This window comes from Pseudoxanthomonas koreensis (assembly GCF_041890415.1).
In the GTDB taxonomy this organism is placed as follows: Bacteria; Pseudomonadota; Gammaproteobacteria; order Xanthomonadales; family Xanthomonadaceae; genus Pseudoxanthomonas; species Pseudoxanthomonas koreensis_A.
Window position 1 is genome coordinate 1331309 of the sequence record NZ_CP169056.1, and the last position, 15606, is coordinate 1346914.

General features: G+C 69.9%; 15 protein-coding genes. All 15 read right to left on the bottom strand.

Features of this window, described 5'->3' with window-relative positions:
* Positions 1-8: 8 nt before the first annotated feature.
* The 15 genes from ACEJ41_RS06065 to fliM all read right to left on the bottom strand — a co-directional run bounded on the left by ACEJ41_RS06065 (position 9) and on the right by fliM (position 15597).
* Positions 9-1880: a chemotaxis protein CheA gene (locus ACEJ41_RS06065; RefSeq protein WP_374013886.1), complete on the bottom strand. Its 1872-nt coding sequence runs from the start codon at positions 1878-1880 to the stop codon at positions 9-11.
* Positions 1881-1884: 4 nt separating this feature from the next.
* Complete coding sequence (locus tag ACEJ41_RS06070; protein ID WP_374013887.1) at positions 1885-2505, bottom strand: protein phosphatase CheZ; 621 nt, start codon at positions 2503-2505, stop codon at positions 1885-1887.
* Entirely contained in the window at positions 2502-2894 is a 393-nt protein-coding gene (cheY, locus tag ACEJ41_RS06075) for a chemotaxis response regulator CheY (protein WP_374013888.1), read from the bottom strand. The genes ACEJ41_RS06070 and cheY overlap by 4 nt, the downstream gene beginning before the upstream one ends.
* A gap of 57 nt (positions 2895-2951) precedes the next feature.
* Positions 2952-3698 carry an RNA polymerase sigma factor FliA gene (locus tag ACEJ41_RS06080; protein WP_374013889.1) on the bottom strand — a complete coding sequence of 249 codons (747 nt, stop codon included), beginning with the start codon at positions 3696-3698 and terminating at the stop codon, positions 2952-2954.
* Complete coding sequence (locus ACEJ41_RS06085) at positions 3695-4552, bottom strand: P-loop NTPase (protein ID WP_374013890.1); 858 nt, start codon at positions 4550-4552, stop codon at positions 3695-3697. Before ACEJ41_RS06085 ends, ACEJ41_RS06080 begins: the two co-directional genes overlap by 4 nt.
* Before the next feature lie 19 nt (positions 4553-4571).
* Positions 4572-6017: a flagellar biosynthesis protein FlhF gene (gene flhF, locus ACEJ41_RS06090; RefSeq protein WP_374013891.1), complete on the bottom strand. Its 1446-nt coding sequence runs from the start codon at positions 6015-6017 to the stop codon at positions 4572-4574.
* A 163-nt stretch (positions 6018-6180) separates the two neighbouring features.
* Positions 6181-8262: a flagellar biosynthesis protein FlhA gene (gene flhA, locus ACEJ41_RS06095; RefSeq protein WP_374013892.1), complete on the bottom strand. Its 2082-nt coding sequence runs from the start codon at positions 8260-8262 to the stop codon at positions 6181-6183.
* Positions 8259-9404: a flagellar biosynthesis protein FlhB gene (gene flhB / locus ACEJ41_RS06100; RefSeq protein WP_374013893.1), complete on the bottom strand. Its 1146-nt coding sequence runs from the start codon at positions 9402-9404 to the stop codon at positions 8259-8261. Before flhB ends, flhA begins: the two co-directional genes overlap by 4 nt.
* Before the next feature lie 115 nt (positions 9405-9519).
* Positions 9520-11733, bottom strand: coding sequence for an EAL domain-containing protein (locus ACEJ41_RS06105; RefSeq protein ID WP_374013894.1), 2214 nt, complete (start codon positions 11731-11733; stop codon positions 9520-9522).
* A gap of 201 nt (positions 11734-11934) precedes the next feature.
* The gene (gene fliR / locus ACEJ41_RS06110; RefSeq protein WP_374013895.1) at positions 11935-12729 is read right to left on the bottom strand and encodes a flagellar biosynthetic protein FliR; all 795 of its coding nucleotides are present in this window, start codon (positions 12727-12729) and stop codon (positions 11935-11937) included.
* Between the two features lie 14 nt (positions 12730-12743).
* On the bottom strand, positions 12744-13013 hold the full coding sequence (locus tag ACEJ41_RS06115; RefSeq protein WP_374013896.1) for a flagellar biosynthetic protein FliQ: 270 nt from the start codon (positions 13011-13013) through the stop codon (positions 12744-12746).
* Between the two features lie 25 nt (positions 13014-13038).
* Positions 13039-13818, bottom strand: coding sequence for a flagellar type III secretion system pore protein FliP (gene fliP / locus ACEJ41_RS06120; protein ID WP_374013897.1), 780 nt, complete (start codon positions 13816-13818; stop codon positions 13039-13041).
* Positions 13819-13820: 2 nt separating this feature from the next.
* A complete protein-coding gene (gene fliO, locus ACEJ41_RS06125; RefSeq protein ID WP_374013898.1) occupies positions 13821-14249 on the bottom strand; it encodes a flagellar biosynthetic protein FliO in 429 nt (142 codons plus the stop codon).
* Positions 14246-14584, bottom strand: a complete 339-nt coding sequence (gene fliN / locus ACEJ41_RS06130; RefSeq protein ID WP_374013899.1) for a flagellar motor switch protein FliN — start codon at positions 14582-14584, stop codon at positions 14246-14248. The genes fliO and fliN overlap by 4 nt, the downstream gene beginning before the upstream one ends.
* Positions 14581-15597: a flagellar motor switch protein FliM gene (gene fliM / locus ACEJ41_RS06135; RefSeq protein WP_374013900.1), complete on the bottom strand. Its 1017-nt coding sequence runs from the start codon at positions 15595-15597 to the stop codon at positions 14581-14583. Before fliM ends, fliN begins: the two co-directional genes overlap by 4 nt.
* Positions 15598-15606: the final 9 nt, after the last annotated feature.

Consider the following 15606-nt stretch of genomic DNA (forward strand, 5'->3'; position numbering starts at 1 on the left):
GACGCGGGTCAGCCTGATGCGCGCAGCCCGTCCACGTCCAGGATCAGTGCCAGCCGGCCATCGCCGATGAGGGTGGCGCCGGCATAACCGGGCAGGCCGCGCAGGGCGCGGGGCAACGGCTTGATCACCACTTCCTCGCGGCCGCGCACCTGGTCCACGATCAGGCCGAAGCGCGAGTCGCCCATCTGCAGCACCACCACGGTCAGCAGGTTGTTTTCCACGGGTGCAAGGTCGAGCCAGCGGCGCAGGTCCAGCAGGGGCAGGGTGTGGGACTGGCGGTCCAGCACCGGGCGGCCATCGAACCAGCCCAGCGACGCGGGCGCGGCGTGCAGCACCTCCAGCACGCGCGCCAGCGGCAGCGCGTACACGGCCTCGCCGGCCTGCACCAGCAGGGTGGGCAGGATTGCCAGGGTCAGCGGCACACGGATCAGGAAGCGGGTGCCGCGGCCCAGTTCGGACTGGATCTGGATCTGCCCGCCCAGCTCGCGGATGCGCGACTGCACCACGTCCATGCCCACGCCGCGGCCGGAGATGTCGGTGACCTCCGCCTTGGTGGAAAACCCTGGCAGGAATACCAGGTGCAGGCACTCCTCCACGCCGAGGCGGGCGGCGGCTTCGGGGTCCAGCAGGCCCTTCTCGCGGGCCTTGGCGCGCAGGCGCTCGGCATCGATGCCGGCGCCGTCGTCCTGCACTTCGATGCCGACGTAGTCGCCTTCCTGCTGCGCGGCCAGGCGCAGGCGGCCGGCGCGCGGCTTGCCGGCGGCTTCGCGCACCTCCGGCGGTTCGATGCCGTGGTCGATGCCGTTGCGCACCAGGTGCACCAGCGGGTCGGCCAGGGCTTCGACCAGGTTGCGGTCCAGCTCGGTCTCGGCGCCGACCATCTCCAGCTCCACTTCCTTGTTGAGCGAGCGGGCCACGTCGCGGGCGACCTTGGGGAAGCGCGAGAACACCTTGCCCACCGGCTGCATGCGGGTGCGCATCACCGCCGACTGCAGGCGCGCGGTGGCCACGTCCAGGTTGCTGACGGCGCGGTCCAGTTCCTCGTCCTTGAGCCGCGTGCGCAGGGTCTTGAGCCGGTTGCGGGCCAGCACCATCTCGCCGATCAGGTTGACGATGGCGTCCAGGCGCCGGGTGTCCACGCGCACGGTGTGTTCGGCCTCGCTGCCGCCTGGCCGGGCCGGTGTCGCGGCGCGTGACGGGGTGCGCGGCGGTGCGGCCGCGCGCGGCGGGGCCGCGGCCTTGGCCGGCGCCGCCGGCAATGGCTGGGCACCGGGCGCGGCGGCGCCATGCAACTGGTCGAGCAGGGCCTCGAATTCGTCGTCGTCGATCAGGTCGGGCGCCTTCGCCTTCGCCTTCGCCGGTGCGGGCGCGGCGGCGGCCGGCGCGGCACCGGGCATGGCGCTGCCGTGCAACTGGTCGAGCAGGGCTTCGAACTCGTCCTCGTCGATGGTGTCCGATGCGGATGCGGTGATGGCCGGTGCGCCGGGAATGCATTCGGCGGCCGCGTCCAGGCTGAACTGCGCGATCAGCTCCGGCGGTGCATGTTCGGGTTCGACCCCGCCGGCCACGGCATCGAGCATTGCCTGCAGCCAGTCCAGCGAGCGCTGCGCGGCATCGAAGTGCAGCGGGTCCAGCTGCGCTTCGCCGGCGCGGGCTGCGCCCAGGGTTTCCTCGGCGGCGTGGCACAGCTCCACCATGGCCTGGATGGCCAGGAAGCCGGCGCCGCCCTTGAGGGTGTGGAAGCCGCGGAACACCGCGTTGAGCTGCTCCAGGTCGTCGGGTGCCTGCTCCAGCGTCACCAGCTGCTCGCCGAGGCGGTCCAGGATTTCCTGGGCCTCGATGATGAAGTCGGCAGCGATGTCCGGCGTCACCCCGCTCATGGTGCTACAGCCCCAGGTCCGAGAGCAGGGCGTCGGCGTCGTTCTGCGACACGGCGTGGCGGTCCAGGCCGCCCACTGCCGGGCCGGCCAGGGCAGGGCCTTGTTGTTCGTCCTTGGGCGGCAGGCCCAGTGCGCCGAAGCCTTCGTGCACGCGACGCACGATGCCGGCCACGCGGCGGATGATCTGGCCGGTGAGGTCCTGGTAGCTCTGGGTCAGGCCGATCTCGGTGAGGTTGCTGCGGATCCGGTCCAGGACCTGGTCCTGGCCCTGGGATACGCCCTCGCTGCGCAGGCCTTCGACCAGGGTGCGGCATTCGTCGGCCAGGTCCAGGGTGCGGTGGGTGGCCTGTTCGGTCATCGCCACCACGTGGTCCAGGCGGGCGCAGGCATCGTCCAGGTCAATGCCGCGGCGCGCCTCGTCCGGCAGCTGAGGCAGGTCGCCAAGGGCCTGGCTCAGTTCGCGCGCCAGCCGGCCCAGGCCCTGCACCAGCGGGCGGGTGCGGGCGGCGGCCAGGGCGTCGATCTCGGCGCGCAGGGCGCTTTCGTCGCCGCGCTCCAGCGCGCCCAGCGCATGGTGCAGGCGCCGGATCAGCGCGCTGCGCTCGGGACTGACGGCGGCACTCATGCGGTGGCCGCCAGGCGCTCGAAGATCTTGCCGAGTTTCTCTTCCAGGGTCTGGGCGGTGAACGGCTTGATGATGTAGCCGTTCACGCCGGCCTGGGCGGCCTCGATGATCTGCTCGCGCTTGGCCTCGGCGGTGACCATCAGCACCGGCAGGGTCTTGAGCTTGTCGTCGCTGCGGATGGCGCGCAGCAGTTCGATGCCGGTCATGCCGGGCATGTTCCAGTCCGTGATCACGAAATCGAACGGTGCCGTGCGCAGCGCTGCCAGCCCGGTATGGCCGTCATCGGCCTCGGCGGTGTTGGTGTAGCCCAGATCGTTGAGCAGGTTCTTGACGATGCGGCGCATCGTCGAGAAGTCGTCCACGATCAGGATGCGCATGTTCTTGTTCACTTCGTGCTCCGTTGTTCGGCGTTGGCGCGATGGCTCCAGTATGCCTGCGCTGGCCGGTCAGTCATCTTCCAGCCCGGCGTCGCGCGATTCGTACTGGGACAGGCGCCCGCGCAGGCGCAGCACGGCCTGGCCATGGATCTGGCACACCCGCGACTCGCTCACGCCGAGGACGGCGCCGATCTCCTTGAGGTTCAGTTCCTGCTCGTAGTACAGCGACAGCACCAGTTGTTCGCGCTCGGGCAGCTGGCCAATGGCACCGGCAAGCTCGCGGCCGAAGTCGCTGCGCTCGAGCGCCTGTTGCGGGGTGGGGCCGCCGCCATGGGACTGCACGTCGCCGTGGTCCTCCACATGCGAGTCCAGGCTCAGCACCTGGCCGCGCGAGGCGTCCTCCAGCAGGCGCAGGTAATCAGGCAGGGGGATGTCCAGGCGCGTGGCGACCTCCTGCGGCGTTGCGGCGCGGCCGGTGGCCTGCTCGATCTCGCGCACGGCCGCGGCGGCGTCGCGGGCGCGGCGGTGCACCGAACGCGGCACCCAGTCGCCGCGGCGGATGTCGTCGATCATCGAGCCGCGGATGCGGATGGAGGCGTAGGTCTCGAACGAGGCGCCCTGCTCGGGGTCGTAGCTGCGCGAGGCTTCGATCAGGCCGATCATGCCGGACTGGATCAGGTCGTCGATTTCCACGCTGGCCGGCAGGCGCGCGGCCAGGTGATGGGCGATGCGGCGCACCAGGTCCGAGTGCCGCACGACGGTGTCGTTGGCGCTGGCGCGCTGCACGGCCCGGTATTCGGCGGCGGCCAGGTTCATGCCACTGCCCCCTGCCGGATCATCCGGTCCATGAAGAACTCGATGTTGCCGCGCGCGGCCACCGGCGGCTCCCAGCGGGCGGCGCGGCGGGCGATCTCGGCGATGGCGCGGGCCGAGGCACTGGCCGGATACGCGGTGGCGACCGCCTGCTGGCGCTGCACGGCCATGCGCAGCCAGTCGCAGTGCGGCACCGCGCCCAGGAAATTGAGCGAGACATCGCCGAGGAAGCGTTCGCACACGCGCGCGAGCTTGTCGTACAGGGCGCGGCCCTCGGCCGGGTTGCGGACCATGTTGGCCACCACCTGCATCCGGTCCACGCCGCGTTCGCGCGCCAGCACCTTGATCAGGGCGTAGGCGTCGGTGATCGAGGCCGGCTCGTCGCAGACCACCACGATGGCGTCCTGTGCGGCCTGGCAGAAGGTGAGCACGCTGTCGGTGATGCCGGCGGCGGTGTCCACCACCAGCACGTCCAGTTGCCGTTGCAGGTCGTTGAACACGTTGACCAGGCCCACGTGCTGGGCCGGCTGCAGCTCGGCCATGTGCCGGCGGCCCGAGGCGGCGGGCACCACCAGCATGCCGGCGGGGCCTTCCAGGATGATGTCGTCAAGCTCGCAGCGGCCCGAGACCAGGTCGGCCAGGGTGTTCTGCGGCGACAGGCCCAGCAGCACGTCGACGTTGGCCAGGCCCAGGTCGGCATCCAGCAGCAGGGTGCGCTTGCCCAGCAGCGCCAGAGACGCGGCCAGGTTGACCGACAGGTTGGTCTTGCCCACGCCGCCCTTGCCGCCGGTGACGGCGATGCTGCGGACCGGGGTGAGCGGTGCGGGGCTGGCAAGCGGTGCGTTTGCGGCTGGCATGGTGTTCAGTGGACGCGGCTCAGGCGACGGCATGGTCGTGCTCCGGGGTATTCGGCTTATCGGCAGCGCGGCGCAAATCTTCAAGGTGGAGGACCAGGCTGGCCGCATTGGCGCGGTGCAGGTCCTCGGGCACCCGCTGGCCGTCGGTGACCCAGGTCAGCGGCAACTGGTGGTCCACCACCACCGACAGGGCGCTGCCCAGGCGGCCGGTTTCGTCCAGTTTGCTCAGGATCACGCCCTGCGGGCGGGCCGCGCCGAACCGGCGCACCACCTCGTCCAGGTCGGCGTAGTGGGAGTTGGCCGGCAGCACCAGCAGGGTACTGACGTTGCGCGCGGCGCGCAGCCAGGTGAGCTGGCTGGCCAGGGCGCGGTCGCGCTGGCCCAGGCCGGCGGTGTCCACCAGGACCAGGCGATAGTCGTCCAGCTTCTGCAGCAGTTGGATCAGGGCCGCGTCGCTGTCGGCCTCGTGTACCGCGATGCCGAGCTGGCGGCCGTAGCCGTGCAACTGCTCGCGGCCGCCAATGCGGGCGGTATCGGTGGTGACCAGGGCGATGTCGCGCGGGCCGTGCTGGGCCACGAAGCGGGCGGCCAGCTTGGCGATGGTGGTGGTCTTGCCGGCGCCGGTCGGGCCGACCAGGGCGATCACGCCACCCAGTTCCAGGGGATCGGCCGGGCATACCGGCAGGCGCTTGGAGATCAGCCCCAGCATCAGCCCGCGGCCCTTGGGCTCGGGGGTGTCGGGCGGCAGTTGCAGGACGATGTCGCGGGTGATGCCGGCGTCGAAGCCGTAGTCCTCCATCAGCTGCATGGCCTGCAGCCGTACCGGCGAGCCACGCAGGCGCTCGTCGGTGAGGCGGTGCATCTCGCGCTCGATCATCTGCCGCATCTGCGCCAGTTCCTCGCGCATGGCGATCAGTTGCGCGTCGTTGGCCGGTGCTGGCGCAGGAACCGCGGCCAAGGCCGGGACCGTGCCGGCGGTATCGGCAGGGATCGACGCGGCAGCTTCGGGCGTGGCCGTGGTGGCCGGCATGGGAAGGGCTGCGCCGTTGCCTTCCGCGGCGGCACGCGCGGTGGGGGTGGCCAGCGCTGCGGCCATCGCCGCCGAGAAATCCGGGGTTGCCTGCACCGCGGCATCGGCGGGCGCCGGTGCGGCGGCCCTGGGCTCGGGTGCCGGCGGCAGGTTGTCCAGGAACGGGTTGGGACGGCGCGGGGCAGCCTGGGCTGCGACCTGGGCTGCGGCCGTGCGGGCTTCGGCGGCACGGGCTTCGGCCTCGGCCTCGGCGCTGCGCTGGGCCTCGACCAGGGCGCGCTGCACCGCGTTCTCGTCGTAGTTGCTGGCCGCCACGATCTCCACGCCTTCCTCGGTGCGGCGGTTGGACAGGATCACCGCATCCGGGCCGTGCTCGGCACGGACCATCCGCAGCGCAGTGCGCATGTCGGGGGCGACGAAACGTTTGATCTTCATGATTCACAACCGGGAATGAGGGAAGGGGATTGGGCGCTGCGGGGCTGCGCACGGGCAGGGTGGATTGCTCCGGCCATCGCCCGTTGCTGTTCCGGTGTCTTGTTCATCACAACCTCCTTTCCGCGTGCCGCGATCCGCGTGTCCGGACCATGAATCCCGCTGTTCAACTGATGGTGCCGATCAACTTCAGCCGCTTGTCTTCGGGTACCTCGGTGTAGGCCAGCACCGACAGTGCGGGGACGCTGTGGCGGACCAGCCGGGCCAGCGAGGAGCGGACCGTGGCCGGTACCAGCACCACCGCCGGCTCGCCGCGTGCCTCCTGGCGGCCGGCGCAATCGGCCAGGCTCTGCTGCAGGCGCTCGGCCAGGCCCGGTTCCAGTGCGGCGCCATTGCCTTGGGCAGAGTCTTGCAAGACCCGTTCCAGTGGCGCGGCCAGGGTGAACACCGGCAGTTCGGCCGCGTTGCCGGCGATCTCCTGGACGATGAAGCGGCCCAGCGCGGTGCGCACCGCGGCAGTGAGCACCGCCGGGTCCTGGCTGTGCGCGCCGTGCTCGACCAGGGTCTCGACGATCTTGCGCAGCTGGCGCACCGGGATGCGTTCGATCAGCAGGTTCTGCAGCACCCGCACCACCACCGGCAGTGCCAGGGTCTTGGGGGTGAGGTCCTCGACCAGCCGCGGCGCGCTCTTGGCCAGGTTGGCCAGCAGTTGCTGCGCCTCCTCATGGCCGAGCAGTTCCGGCGAATGCTCGCGGACCAGGTGCGACAGGTGGGTCGCCATGACCGTGGCCGGGTCGACCACGGTGTAGCCCAGCGACTCGGCCTGGGCGCGCTGGTGGGGCTGGATCCAGATGGCATCCAGGCCGAACGCTGGGTCCTTGCCCTTGATGCCTTCGATCGAACCCAGCGCGCCGCCCGGGTCCAGCGCCAGCTCGCGGTCCGGGTGGACCTCGGCGGTCGCCACCGGCACGCCGTGCACCAGCACCCGGTAGTGGGTGGCCGGCAGCTCCAGGTTGTCGCGGATGTGCACGGCCGGCACCAGGAATCCGATCTCGTGGGTCAGCTTGCGGCGCACCGCCTTGATCCGGGCCATCAGTTCGCCGCCCTGGGCCTTGTCCACCAGCGGAATCAGCCGGTAGCCCACTTCCAGGCCCAGCGGGTCGATCGGGCGCAGCTCGTCCCAGTCCAGTTCGGCGCCGGGCTGGCCCGGCTCGGCCAGGCTGGCCACGGTGGCGCTGTCCTCGGGCTGCGGCTGCGGGCCACGCCGCCACAGTTTCCAGGCAGCGAAGCAGAGCAAGACGCCCAGCGTCAAAAAGGCGACGTTGGGCATGCCCGGGACCAGCCCGACCCCGACCAGGATGCCGCCGGCCACGGCCAGCGCCTTGTGCTGGCCGAAGGCCTGGCCAACCATCGCTTCGCCCATGTCCTGGGCGCGCGAGGCCCGGGTGACCAGCATCGCCACGGCGGTGGAGACCAGCAGCGCAGGCAACTGCGCCACCAGGCCATCGCCGATGGACAGCAGGGTGTAGGTGGCGGCCGCGTCGGCCACGGGCATGCCGTGCTGGAGCACGCCCACGGCCAGGCCGCCGACGAGGTTGATGAGCATGATCAGGATGCCGGCGATGGCATCGCCGCGGATGAACTTGCTGGCACCGTCCATCGCGCCGTAGAAGTCGCCCTCGTCGCGAACTTCCTCGCGCCGGGCCTTGGCCTCCTCGCGGGTGAGCAGGCCGGCGTTGAGGTCGGCGTCGATCGCCATCTGCTTGCCGGGCATGGCATCGAGGATGAAGCGCGCGGTCACCTCGGAGATGCGTCCGGCACCCTTGGTGATGACCACGAAGTTGATGATGGTGAGGATGGCGAACACCACGATGCCGACCGCGTAGTTGCCGCCGACCACGAACTCGCCGAACGCGGCAATGACCTTGCCGGCCGCCTCATGGCCATCCTGGCCGTTGAGCAGGATCACCCGGGTGGAGGCCACGTTCAGCGCCAGGCGCAGCATCGTGGTGGTCAGCAGGATGATCGGGAACACGGTGAAGTCCAGCGGCCGCTTGACGTACACCACCGCCAGCAGCACCACCAGCGAGATGGCGATGTTGAAGCTGAACAGCGCATCCAGCACCGGCGGCGCCAGCGGCACCACGATCATTGCCAGCAGCGCCATCACCACCAGCGGCGCGCCAAGGCCGTTGCGCGCCATCTCGACCAGGCGCCGCGACATCGGGGTGGCCGCCACCGCGCTCATCGGGCGTCACCGCGGCCGTCGGCAAACTCGTCCACGTCCACCCGGCCCAGCTGCGGCGCGGCCGGGGCGGTACCGCGACGCCAGGCGCGCAGCTGGTAGACGTAGGACAGGACCTGGGCGACGGCCGCGTACAGTCTCACGGGGATTTCCTTGTCGAGTTCCCCCTCCCGATACAAGGCCCGTGCCAAAGGCGGCGCCGACACCACCGCGATCCGGTGCAGCTCGCCCAATTCCCTGATGCGGAAGGCCATTTCATCCGCGCCCTTGGCCACCAGCCTGGGCGCGCGCATGCTGTCGCCGTCGTATTTCAGTGCCACCGCGTAGTGGGTGGGGTTGACCAGGATCACGTCGGCGGTCGGCACCGCCTCCATCATCCGCCGCTGCGACATCTGCATCTGCAACTGCCGGATCTTGCCCTTGACCTGCGGGTTGCCTTCCGACTCCTTCATCTCATCGCGCAGTTCCTGGCGGGTCATCTTCAACTTCCGCTTCCAGTTCCACTTCTGGTACGGCGCATCGATGGCCGCCAGCAGCATCAGCGCCACGGCGCCGGCCAGCAGCAGGCGGCTGGCGAAGTACAGCCCGGTCTGGGCCGCCTGTTCCAGGCTCTGGTTGGGCATGGCCTGCAGTACGTCCATGCCGTGGACCAGGGTCAGGCCGGTGGCGGTGCCCAGGAAGGCCACGCGCAGCAACGACTTGGTCAGCTCGGCCAGGCCTTCGGGCCCGTAGGTGCGCTTGAGGCCGGAGATCGGGTTGAGCCGCTTGAGGTCGGGCACCAGCGACTTGCTGGCAACGTTCAACCCGCCCATGGCCAGCGGCGCGATGAACGCGGCCAGCACGCAGATGCCCAGCACCGGCACCATCACCAGCATCAGTTTCAGCAACAGCAGGCCCATGTGCCCGAACAGCCGCTCGGGCGCCTGCAGCAGCATCGGCTCGGGACTGAGCGCGCCACGCATCCAGCCCAGGGCGCCACGGCCCAGCAGCGGCCCCAGGGTCATCAGTGCGATCACCCCTGCGCCGAACACCGAGGCGGTGGCCAGTTCCCGCGAACGGGCGATATTGCCGTCCTCACGCGCCTTGTTCAGGCGTTTGGCGGTCGGTTGTTCGGTTTTGTCCTGGCCGTCTTCGTTCTCGGCCATGGCAGGCTCCTGCGCCCGGGGGTGCAGGGGACCAAGCAAGCGCCGTTCCACACCTGGCGGTGGGTGCCGGGGTCGGGAAAGTGCTCACGCCGGCAAGGGCCGGCGGCGGCGTGCGCTACCGGCGGGGATGGACCAGGTCCGGGTCGTCCGGGTCCAGCGCATGGAGCGGACGCGGGCGGCCGAGGTGGTAGCCCTGGACCCAGTCCACCTGCAATTCGTGCAGCGCGGCCAGGATCTGTGCATTTTCCACGTACTCGGCCACGGTTTCGGCCTGGTAGGCGCGGGCGATGGTGACCATGGCCCGGACCAGGTCGCGGTCGCGCGGGTTTGCAGCCACGTTGCGGATGAAGGCCCCGTCGATCTTGACCACATGGATCGGCAGTTGCTGCAGCCGCTCGAAGCTCTGCATGCCGGTGCCGAAGTCGTCCAGCGCGATCAGGCAGCCGCGCTGGCTCAGCCCGTCCAGCAGGGGGCGCACCTGGCCCAGGCCGCCGGCGATGGCGCGCTCGGTGATCTCGAAACACAGCCGCCCGGCGATGCCCGGGAAGTTGTCCAGCTGGTACAGCAGCCAGTTGCGGAACTGCTCGGACACCAGGCTGCGGCCGGTGAGGTTCACCGCCAGGCGCTGGAACGGCAAGCGTTCGCCGTGCTCGCGCAGCCAGGCCAGCAGGGTTTCCACCACCGCCCGGTCAAGCTCGACCACGCCGCGGCTGGCCTCCAGCTCTTCCATGTAGTCGCGCGGCATCAGCAGGCGGCCGTCGTCCATGCGCAGGCGGCACAGGATTTCTCCCATCGGCCGGCCGCTGCCGTCGATCCGGTGGATCGGCTGCACGTGCAGCTCGACCTGGCGCCGGCGCAGCAGCGACAGCGCCAGCGAGTGGGTCTCCAGCACCGCACGCAGCAGGGCCGGATCGGTGCGGCCATGGGCGAAGACCGGGGCGGTTTCACCGCGCTGGCTGGCATCCTTCATCGCCCCGTAGGCCGCATGCAGGGCCAGCTCCATCGCCTCCGGGCCACGGTCGCGCAGTGCGCACACGCCCAGATAGGGCTCGATCCGCACCCGCGCATCGGCATAGCGGAATTCGAACTGTTCGATCCGGTCCAGCAGCGATTGCCATGACAGCTTGTCGGCCTGCGGCACCAGCACGAAGCGGCCCATGCCCAGGGTGTAGGCCTGCACGTCGGGACGCAGGTGCGCGTGCACCGCGGCGGTCAACGCTTCCTGCGCCGGCAGGCCGAAGCCGGCCATGAGGTTGTCCAGGTGCTCGATGCTCAGGCAGGCGATCTCCGCCGGAGGGGCGTCGCGCGCCACCAGGTCGTGCCGCAGCGCGTTGATGTTGGGCACCCCGCTGAGGCTGTCGAGGCGGCTTTCCTCGGCCAGCCGCAGGACCGAGCGGCGGTTGTCGCGGGAGATCACCAGGATCAGCGCCATGAGCTGCTGCAGCATGCTCATTTCCAGGCCGATCTGGATCAGGTGCAGCGCATCGGCGCGTATCCCCGTGCGGGTGCCGACGCCCACCAGGTACACCAGCAGCAGGGTCACCGCCGCGATCAGCGGCGTGGACCAGCGCCACGGCAGGCGCAGTACCGCCCAGATCATCAGCGCGGCGAGCATGAAGCGCTGCTCGATCAGCCCGGCCAGCGGATGCGGCGCCTGGGCCGACATCGCCCACAGCATCGTCACCATCAGCACGAAGTAGGCGCTCAACAGCCAGAACTCCCAGCGCGGCATGCGGCTGGGCAACGGCGCCGGCTCGTGGCGCCCGGTGACGTACAGCATGATCGGCAGGGCCCCGCACAACACGCCGAAGAAGCGCGAGAAGCCCACCCGCATCGCCTGGTCCAGCAGTTCCGGCTTCCATCCGTCCAGGACCAGGCTGACCGTCATTTGCGCCAGCGCCCAGCCCAGCGGATACAGGGCGAAGGCCACGGCGCCGAAGGGCACGATGTCGCGCTGGCGGACGCGCGCCTGCCGTGGTGGTCGCGGCCACCCCAGCCAGCGAGCGCACAGCAGCGTCCAGCCATACATGGCCAGGTACAGCGGGGCCAGGCGCAGGATGTAGATGGCCGCGTCCTGCAGCGGCATCTTGAGCAGCGTCTGCACGCAGATCGCCGCGCACAGCGCCAGGTAGCCGATGCGGAAATGGGCGCGCTGCGGCAACAGCATCGCCACCGCCAGGATCACGCCCCAGTGCAGGTTGGCCAGCGGCGCGGCGCCGCCGCCTTCCTTGAAGGAGGGCCAATAGCTGATCGGCCACAGCGGCAGGGCAAAGCACGCCAACGCGATCAGGACCGCGGTCCGGGTGTCGCTCCGGGTCCATGTGTGCATGACGCCCCCTGTTGCGTCATCTGGACTGTTCGCGTCCGCCACTATGTGTTCCCCGCGGGAAAATGGAAAGCGCCAACCCTGGCGCGCAGGCGATGCGGGCGGGCCGGCCCGGATGGCATGTGCGAGCGATAGCGATGGACACACGCAGCCGTTACAGCATATCGGCCATCGCGCGGGGCGCTTGACCTGGGCCGGGCTGCGCTACGGGGCAAATACCCGTGTGGCGGCGCCGAACGCGACCTGGAACAGGTTCAGGATCGGCGTGGCCACCTCGGTGGCCAGGTTGGCCAGCAGGAACAGGCCCAGCAGCAATGCCACCGGCAGGCCCAACTGGATGGGATTGAGCGCCGGTGCGGCGCGCGCCAGCACGCCAAAGGCCAGGTTGGTGGCCAGCATCGCCACCATCACCGGCAGGGCCAGGGTGACCCCGCCACGCAGGACCATGCTGAACAGTTCCGGGACCACCCCGAGCATGGCCGTCGGGTCCGGCCAGGCCGCCGCGACCGGCAGTGCCTGGTAGCTGTGCACCAGCAGCGAAATCATCGCCAGATGGCCATCGGAGGCGAAGAACAGCAGGCCGAAGGCGATGTAGAACCACTGCGCCACGACGCCCGAACTGGTGCCGCGCAGCGGATCGGTCATCTGTGCGAAGGCCAGGCCCATGCCCAGCGAGACCAGCTCGCCAGCCAGCGCGCCGGCTTCGAAGATCAGGCGCAGGCCGAACCCCATCGCCACGCCCAGAGCCAGTTCACGCGCCACGCCCAGCACGGTGGCCGCGTCGATGCCCGAACCGGCCGGCGGCGGGGGCAGCAGCGGGGCGATCGCCATCGCAAGCGTGCCGGCCATCAGGACCCGGATCCGCATGGGCAGGGCGCGGGTGCCGATCAGCGGCATCGCCATCAGCATCGCGCCGGTGCGCAGCATGGCCCACATGATCGCGCCGATCATGCCGAAGGCCTGCTGGCCGTCGATCACCATGGCGGTGGCCGGATCCACGCCGCTGCCCCGGCTCAGCCGATCAGGTGGGGAATGCGCTGGAACAGCGCAAGGGTGTAATCGACCATGTAGGCCAGCAGCAGGCTGCCGCCCGCGAACAGGGCCAGGGTCAATGCCGCGGCCTTGGCGACGAAGGCGATGGTGGGCTCGTTGAGCTGGGTGGCGGCCTGGACGATGCCGACCACCACGCCGACCACCAGCACGGTCAACAGAAGCGGGCCACCAACCCACAGGGCGACCTGGAGTCCGTTGCGCAGTTCGGTGAGGGCAAGTTCGGGAGACATGGCAGGGCCGCCTGGGTGGGTGCCGCTAGGCAACGTTGAAGCTGGCCGCCAGCGTGCCCACGGTCAGCACCCAGCCGTCCACCAGCACGAACAGCAGGATCTTGAACGGGGCCGACACCAGCATGGGCGAGAGCATCATCATGCCCATCGACATCAGCACCGAGGCCACCACGATGTCGATGATCACGAACGGGATGAAGATCAGGAATCCGATCTCGAACGCGGTCTTCAGCTCGGAGGTGACGAACGAGGCCACCAGCACCGGGAACGGCACCGCGTCCGGGCCGCTGTAGGTGCCATGGCCGGCCAGGCCAGCGAAGGTCATCAGGTCGGTCTCGCGTACCTGGGCCAGCATGAAGCCGCGCAGCGGCGCGGTGCCAAGGTCCCAGGCGCTGCGGAAATCCAGGTCGCCGTTGAGGTAGGGCGCAAAGCCGGCCTCCCAGGCCTTCTGCCATACCGGCAGCATGATCAGCGCGGTCAGGAACAGGGCCAGGCCCACCAGGATCTGGCTGGAGGGGGTCTGGCCGGTGCCCAGCGCCTGGCGCAGCAGGGCCAGCACGATGATGATCCGGGTGAACGCGGTCATCACCAGCAGCAGCGACGGCAACAGGGTGATGGCCGTCATCAGCAGCAGGGTCTGCAGCGGCACGCTCACCGGCGCATCGCCGATGCGGCCGACGGTGACGTCAGGCAATGCCGGCAGCTGCGGTGCGGCGGCCGGCGCGGCCACGGCCAGCATCGGCAGCAGGACCAGCGCCAGCAGGACCAGCAATTGCGGCAGGCGGAAGGGGGCGCGGCACGGCATGGTCAGGAATCCTTGCGCAGCCGCTGCGACAGCAGCTGGGCGAAATTGGGCAGGTTCTTGAGGTTGGGCAGGCGCGGCGGCTCGACCGGCGGCAGCGGCTCGGGCAGGTCGTGCAGCAGGGAGATGCCGGCCGGGGTCACGCCCAGCAGCAACTGGCGCCCGCCGACCTCCACCACCATCACCCGCTCCTTGGCGCCCAGCGCCAGGCTGCCGACCACGCGCAGGCCTTCGGCCGGGCGGAACCCGCCGGGCAGGCGCCGCAACAGCCAGGCCAGGCCCAGGATCAGCCCCAGCACCAGCACCAGCGCCATGAACGCGCCGAACAGGCCGGGCGTGGCGGGCGCATGCGCGCCGGCTTGCGCGCCGGCCTGCGCCACGGGGCGCGCGAGTGCCCCGGCGGCCGGAGCGGCAGTGGCCAGCAACGTGATCAACGCAGTCTCCGGATCCGCTCGCTGGGGCTGACCACGTCGGTCAGGCGCACGCCGAAGCGGTCGTTGATCACCACCACCTCGCCATGCGCGATCAGGGTGCCGTTGACGTAGACGTCCAGCGGCTCGCCGGCCCCGCGCTCCAGCTCGATCACCGACCCCTGGTTGAGCTGCAGCAGGTTGCGGATCGGCATGCGGGTGCGCCCGACCTCCAGCGACAGGGTCACCGGTACGTCGAGGATGACATCCAGGTTCAGGTCGCGCAGTTCGGCGTCCGCATCCGATTGCAGTGCGTCGAACTGCGCCGGGCTGACTTCGGTTTCTGGTGTGGTGTTCATGCGGGCGGTTCCTCGGGAATCGGGGCGCGCGACGTGGCGGTGCCGGGCGGGTGGGTCTGCACGATCTTCACCGCGTTGCGGCCGTTGGTCAGGCCGAACTGCCCGGTGAATACCGGGATGTCCTCCACGCACACCGGGATATGCGGCGGGAGTTCGATGGGCAGGATGTCGCCAACCTTGAGGCTGGTGAGCTGGCGCAGGTCGATGCGCTTTTGCGCAAGCACGCTGGATACGTCCACTTCGGCGAGCATGAGCTGTTCGCGCAGGGTGGTGTTCCAGCCCTCGTCGCGGTCGATGCGGTCGCTCTGGATGCCGGCGTCCAGCAGCTCGCGGATCGGCTCGAGCATGGAGTAGGGCAGGGTGACGTGGATCTCGCCGCCGCCGCCCTCCAGCTCGACATGGAAGCGGCTGACCACCACGTACTCGCGTGGCGTGACGATGTTGGCGAAGTGCGGGTTGATCTCGGAGTTGATGTACTCGAACTCCACGTCCATCACCGGCGCCCAGGCTTCGGTCAGGTCGGCGAAGGTCTGGCGCAGCAGCAGCTGGATCACCCGCATCTCGGTGGCGGTGAACTCGCGGCCCTCGATGCGGGTCGGGTAGCGGCCGTCGCCGCCGAAGAAGTTGTCCACCACGGTGAACACCAGCTTGGGCTCGAACACGATCAGCCCGGTGCCGCGCAGTGGCTTGAACTTGACCAGGTTGAGGTTGGTGGGCACGTACAGCGAATGCATGTACTCGCTGAACTTGATCAGCTCGATGCCGCGCACCGACAGGTCCGCCGAGCGCCGGATCAGGTTGAACAGTCCGATCCGCCACAGGCGCACGAAGCGCTCGTTGACCATCTCCAGGGTCGGCATGCGCCCGCGGATGATCCGGTCCTGGCTGGCGAAGTCGTATGCACGGGCGACGTTGGGGTCGACGGGTTCCGGCTCGGTGCTGACCGTGCCCGAGTCCACGCCATGCAGGAGGGCGTCGATCTCGTCCTGGGACAACAGGTCGTTGATGGTCATGGCGGGTCC

What these genes read in the sequence shown, in the direction of transcription:
- ACEJ41_RS06065 (WP_374013886.1), bottom strand. Translation starts at nt 1,880, where the DNA reads ATGAGCGGGGTGACGCCGGACATCGCTGCCGACTTCATCATCGAGGCC.
- ACEJ41_RS06070 (WP_374013887.1), bottom strand. Translation starts at nt 2,505, where the DNA reads ATGAGTGCCGCCGTCAGTCCCGAGCGCAGCGCGCTGATCCGGCGCCTG.
- ACEJ41_RS06080 (WP_374013889.1), bottom strand. Translation starts at nt 3,698, where the DNA reads ATGAACCTGGCCGCCGCCGAATACCGGGCCGTGCAGCGCGCCAGCGCC.
- ACEJ41_RS06085 (WP_374013890.1), bottom strand. Translation starts at nt 4,552, where the DNA reads ATGCCAGCCGCAAACGCACCGCTTGCCAGCCCCGCACCGCTCACCCCG.
- flhF (WP_374013891.1), bottom strand. Translation starts at nt 6,017, where the DNA reads ATGAAGATCAAACGTTTCGTCGCCCCCGACATGCGCACTGCGCTGCGG.
- flhA (WP_374013892.1), bottom strand. Translation starts at nt 8,262, where the DNA reads ATGAGCGCGGTGGCGGCCACCCCGATGTCGCGGCGCCTGGTCGAGATG.
- flhB (WP_374013893.1), bottom strand. Translation starts at nt 9,404, where the DNA reads ATGGCCGAGAACGAAGACGGCCAGGACAAAACCGAACAACCGACCGCC.
- ACEJ41_RS06105 (WP_374013894.1), bottom strand. Translation starts at nt 11,733, where the DNA reads ATGCACACATGGACCCGGAGCGACACCCGGACCGCGGTCCTGATCGCG.
- ACEJ41_RS06115 (WP_374013896.1), bottom strand. Translation starts at nt 13,013, where the DNA reads ATGTCTCCCGAACTTGCCCTCACCGAACTGCGCAACGGACTCCAGGTC.
- fliP (WP_374013897.1), bottom strand. Translation starts at nt 13,818, where the DNA reads ATGCCGTGCCGCGCCCCCTTCCGCCTGCCGCAATTGCTGGTCCTGCTG.
- fliN (WP_374013899.1), bottom strand. Translation starts at nt 14,584, where the DNA reads ATGAACACCACACCAGAAACCGAAGTCAGCCCGGCGCAGTTCGACGCA.
- fliM (WP_374013900.1), bottom strand. Translation starts at nt 15,597, where the DNA reads ATGACCATCAACGACCTGTTGTCCCAGGACGAGATCGACGCCCTCCTG.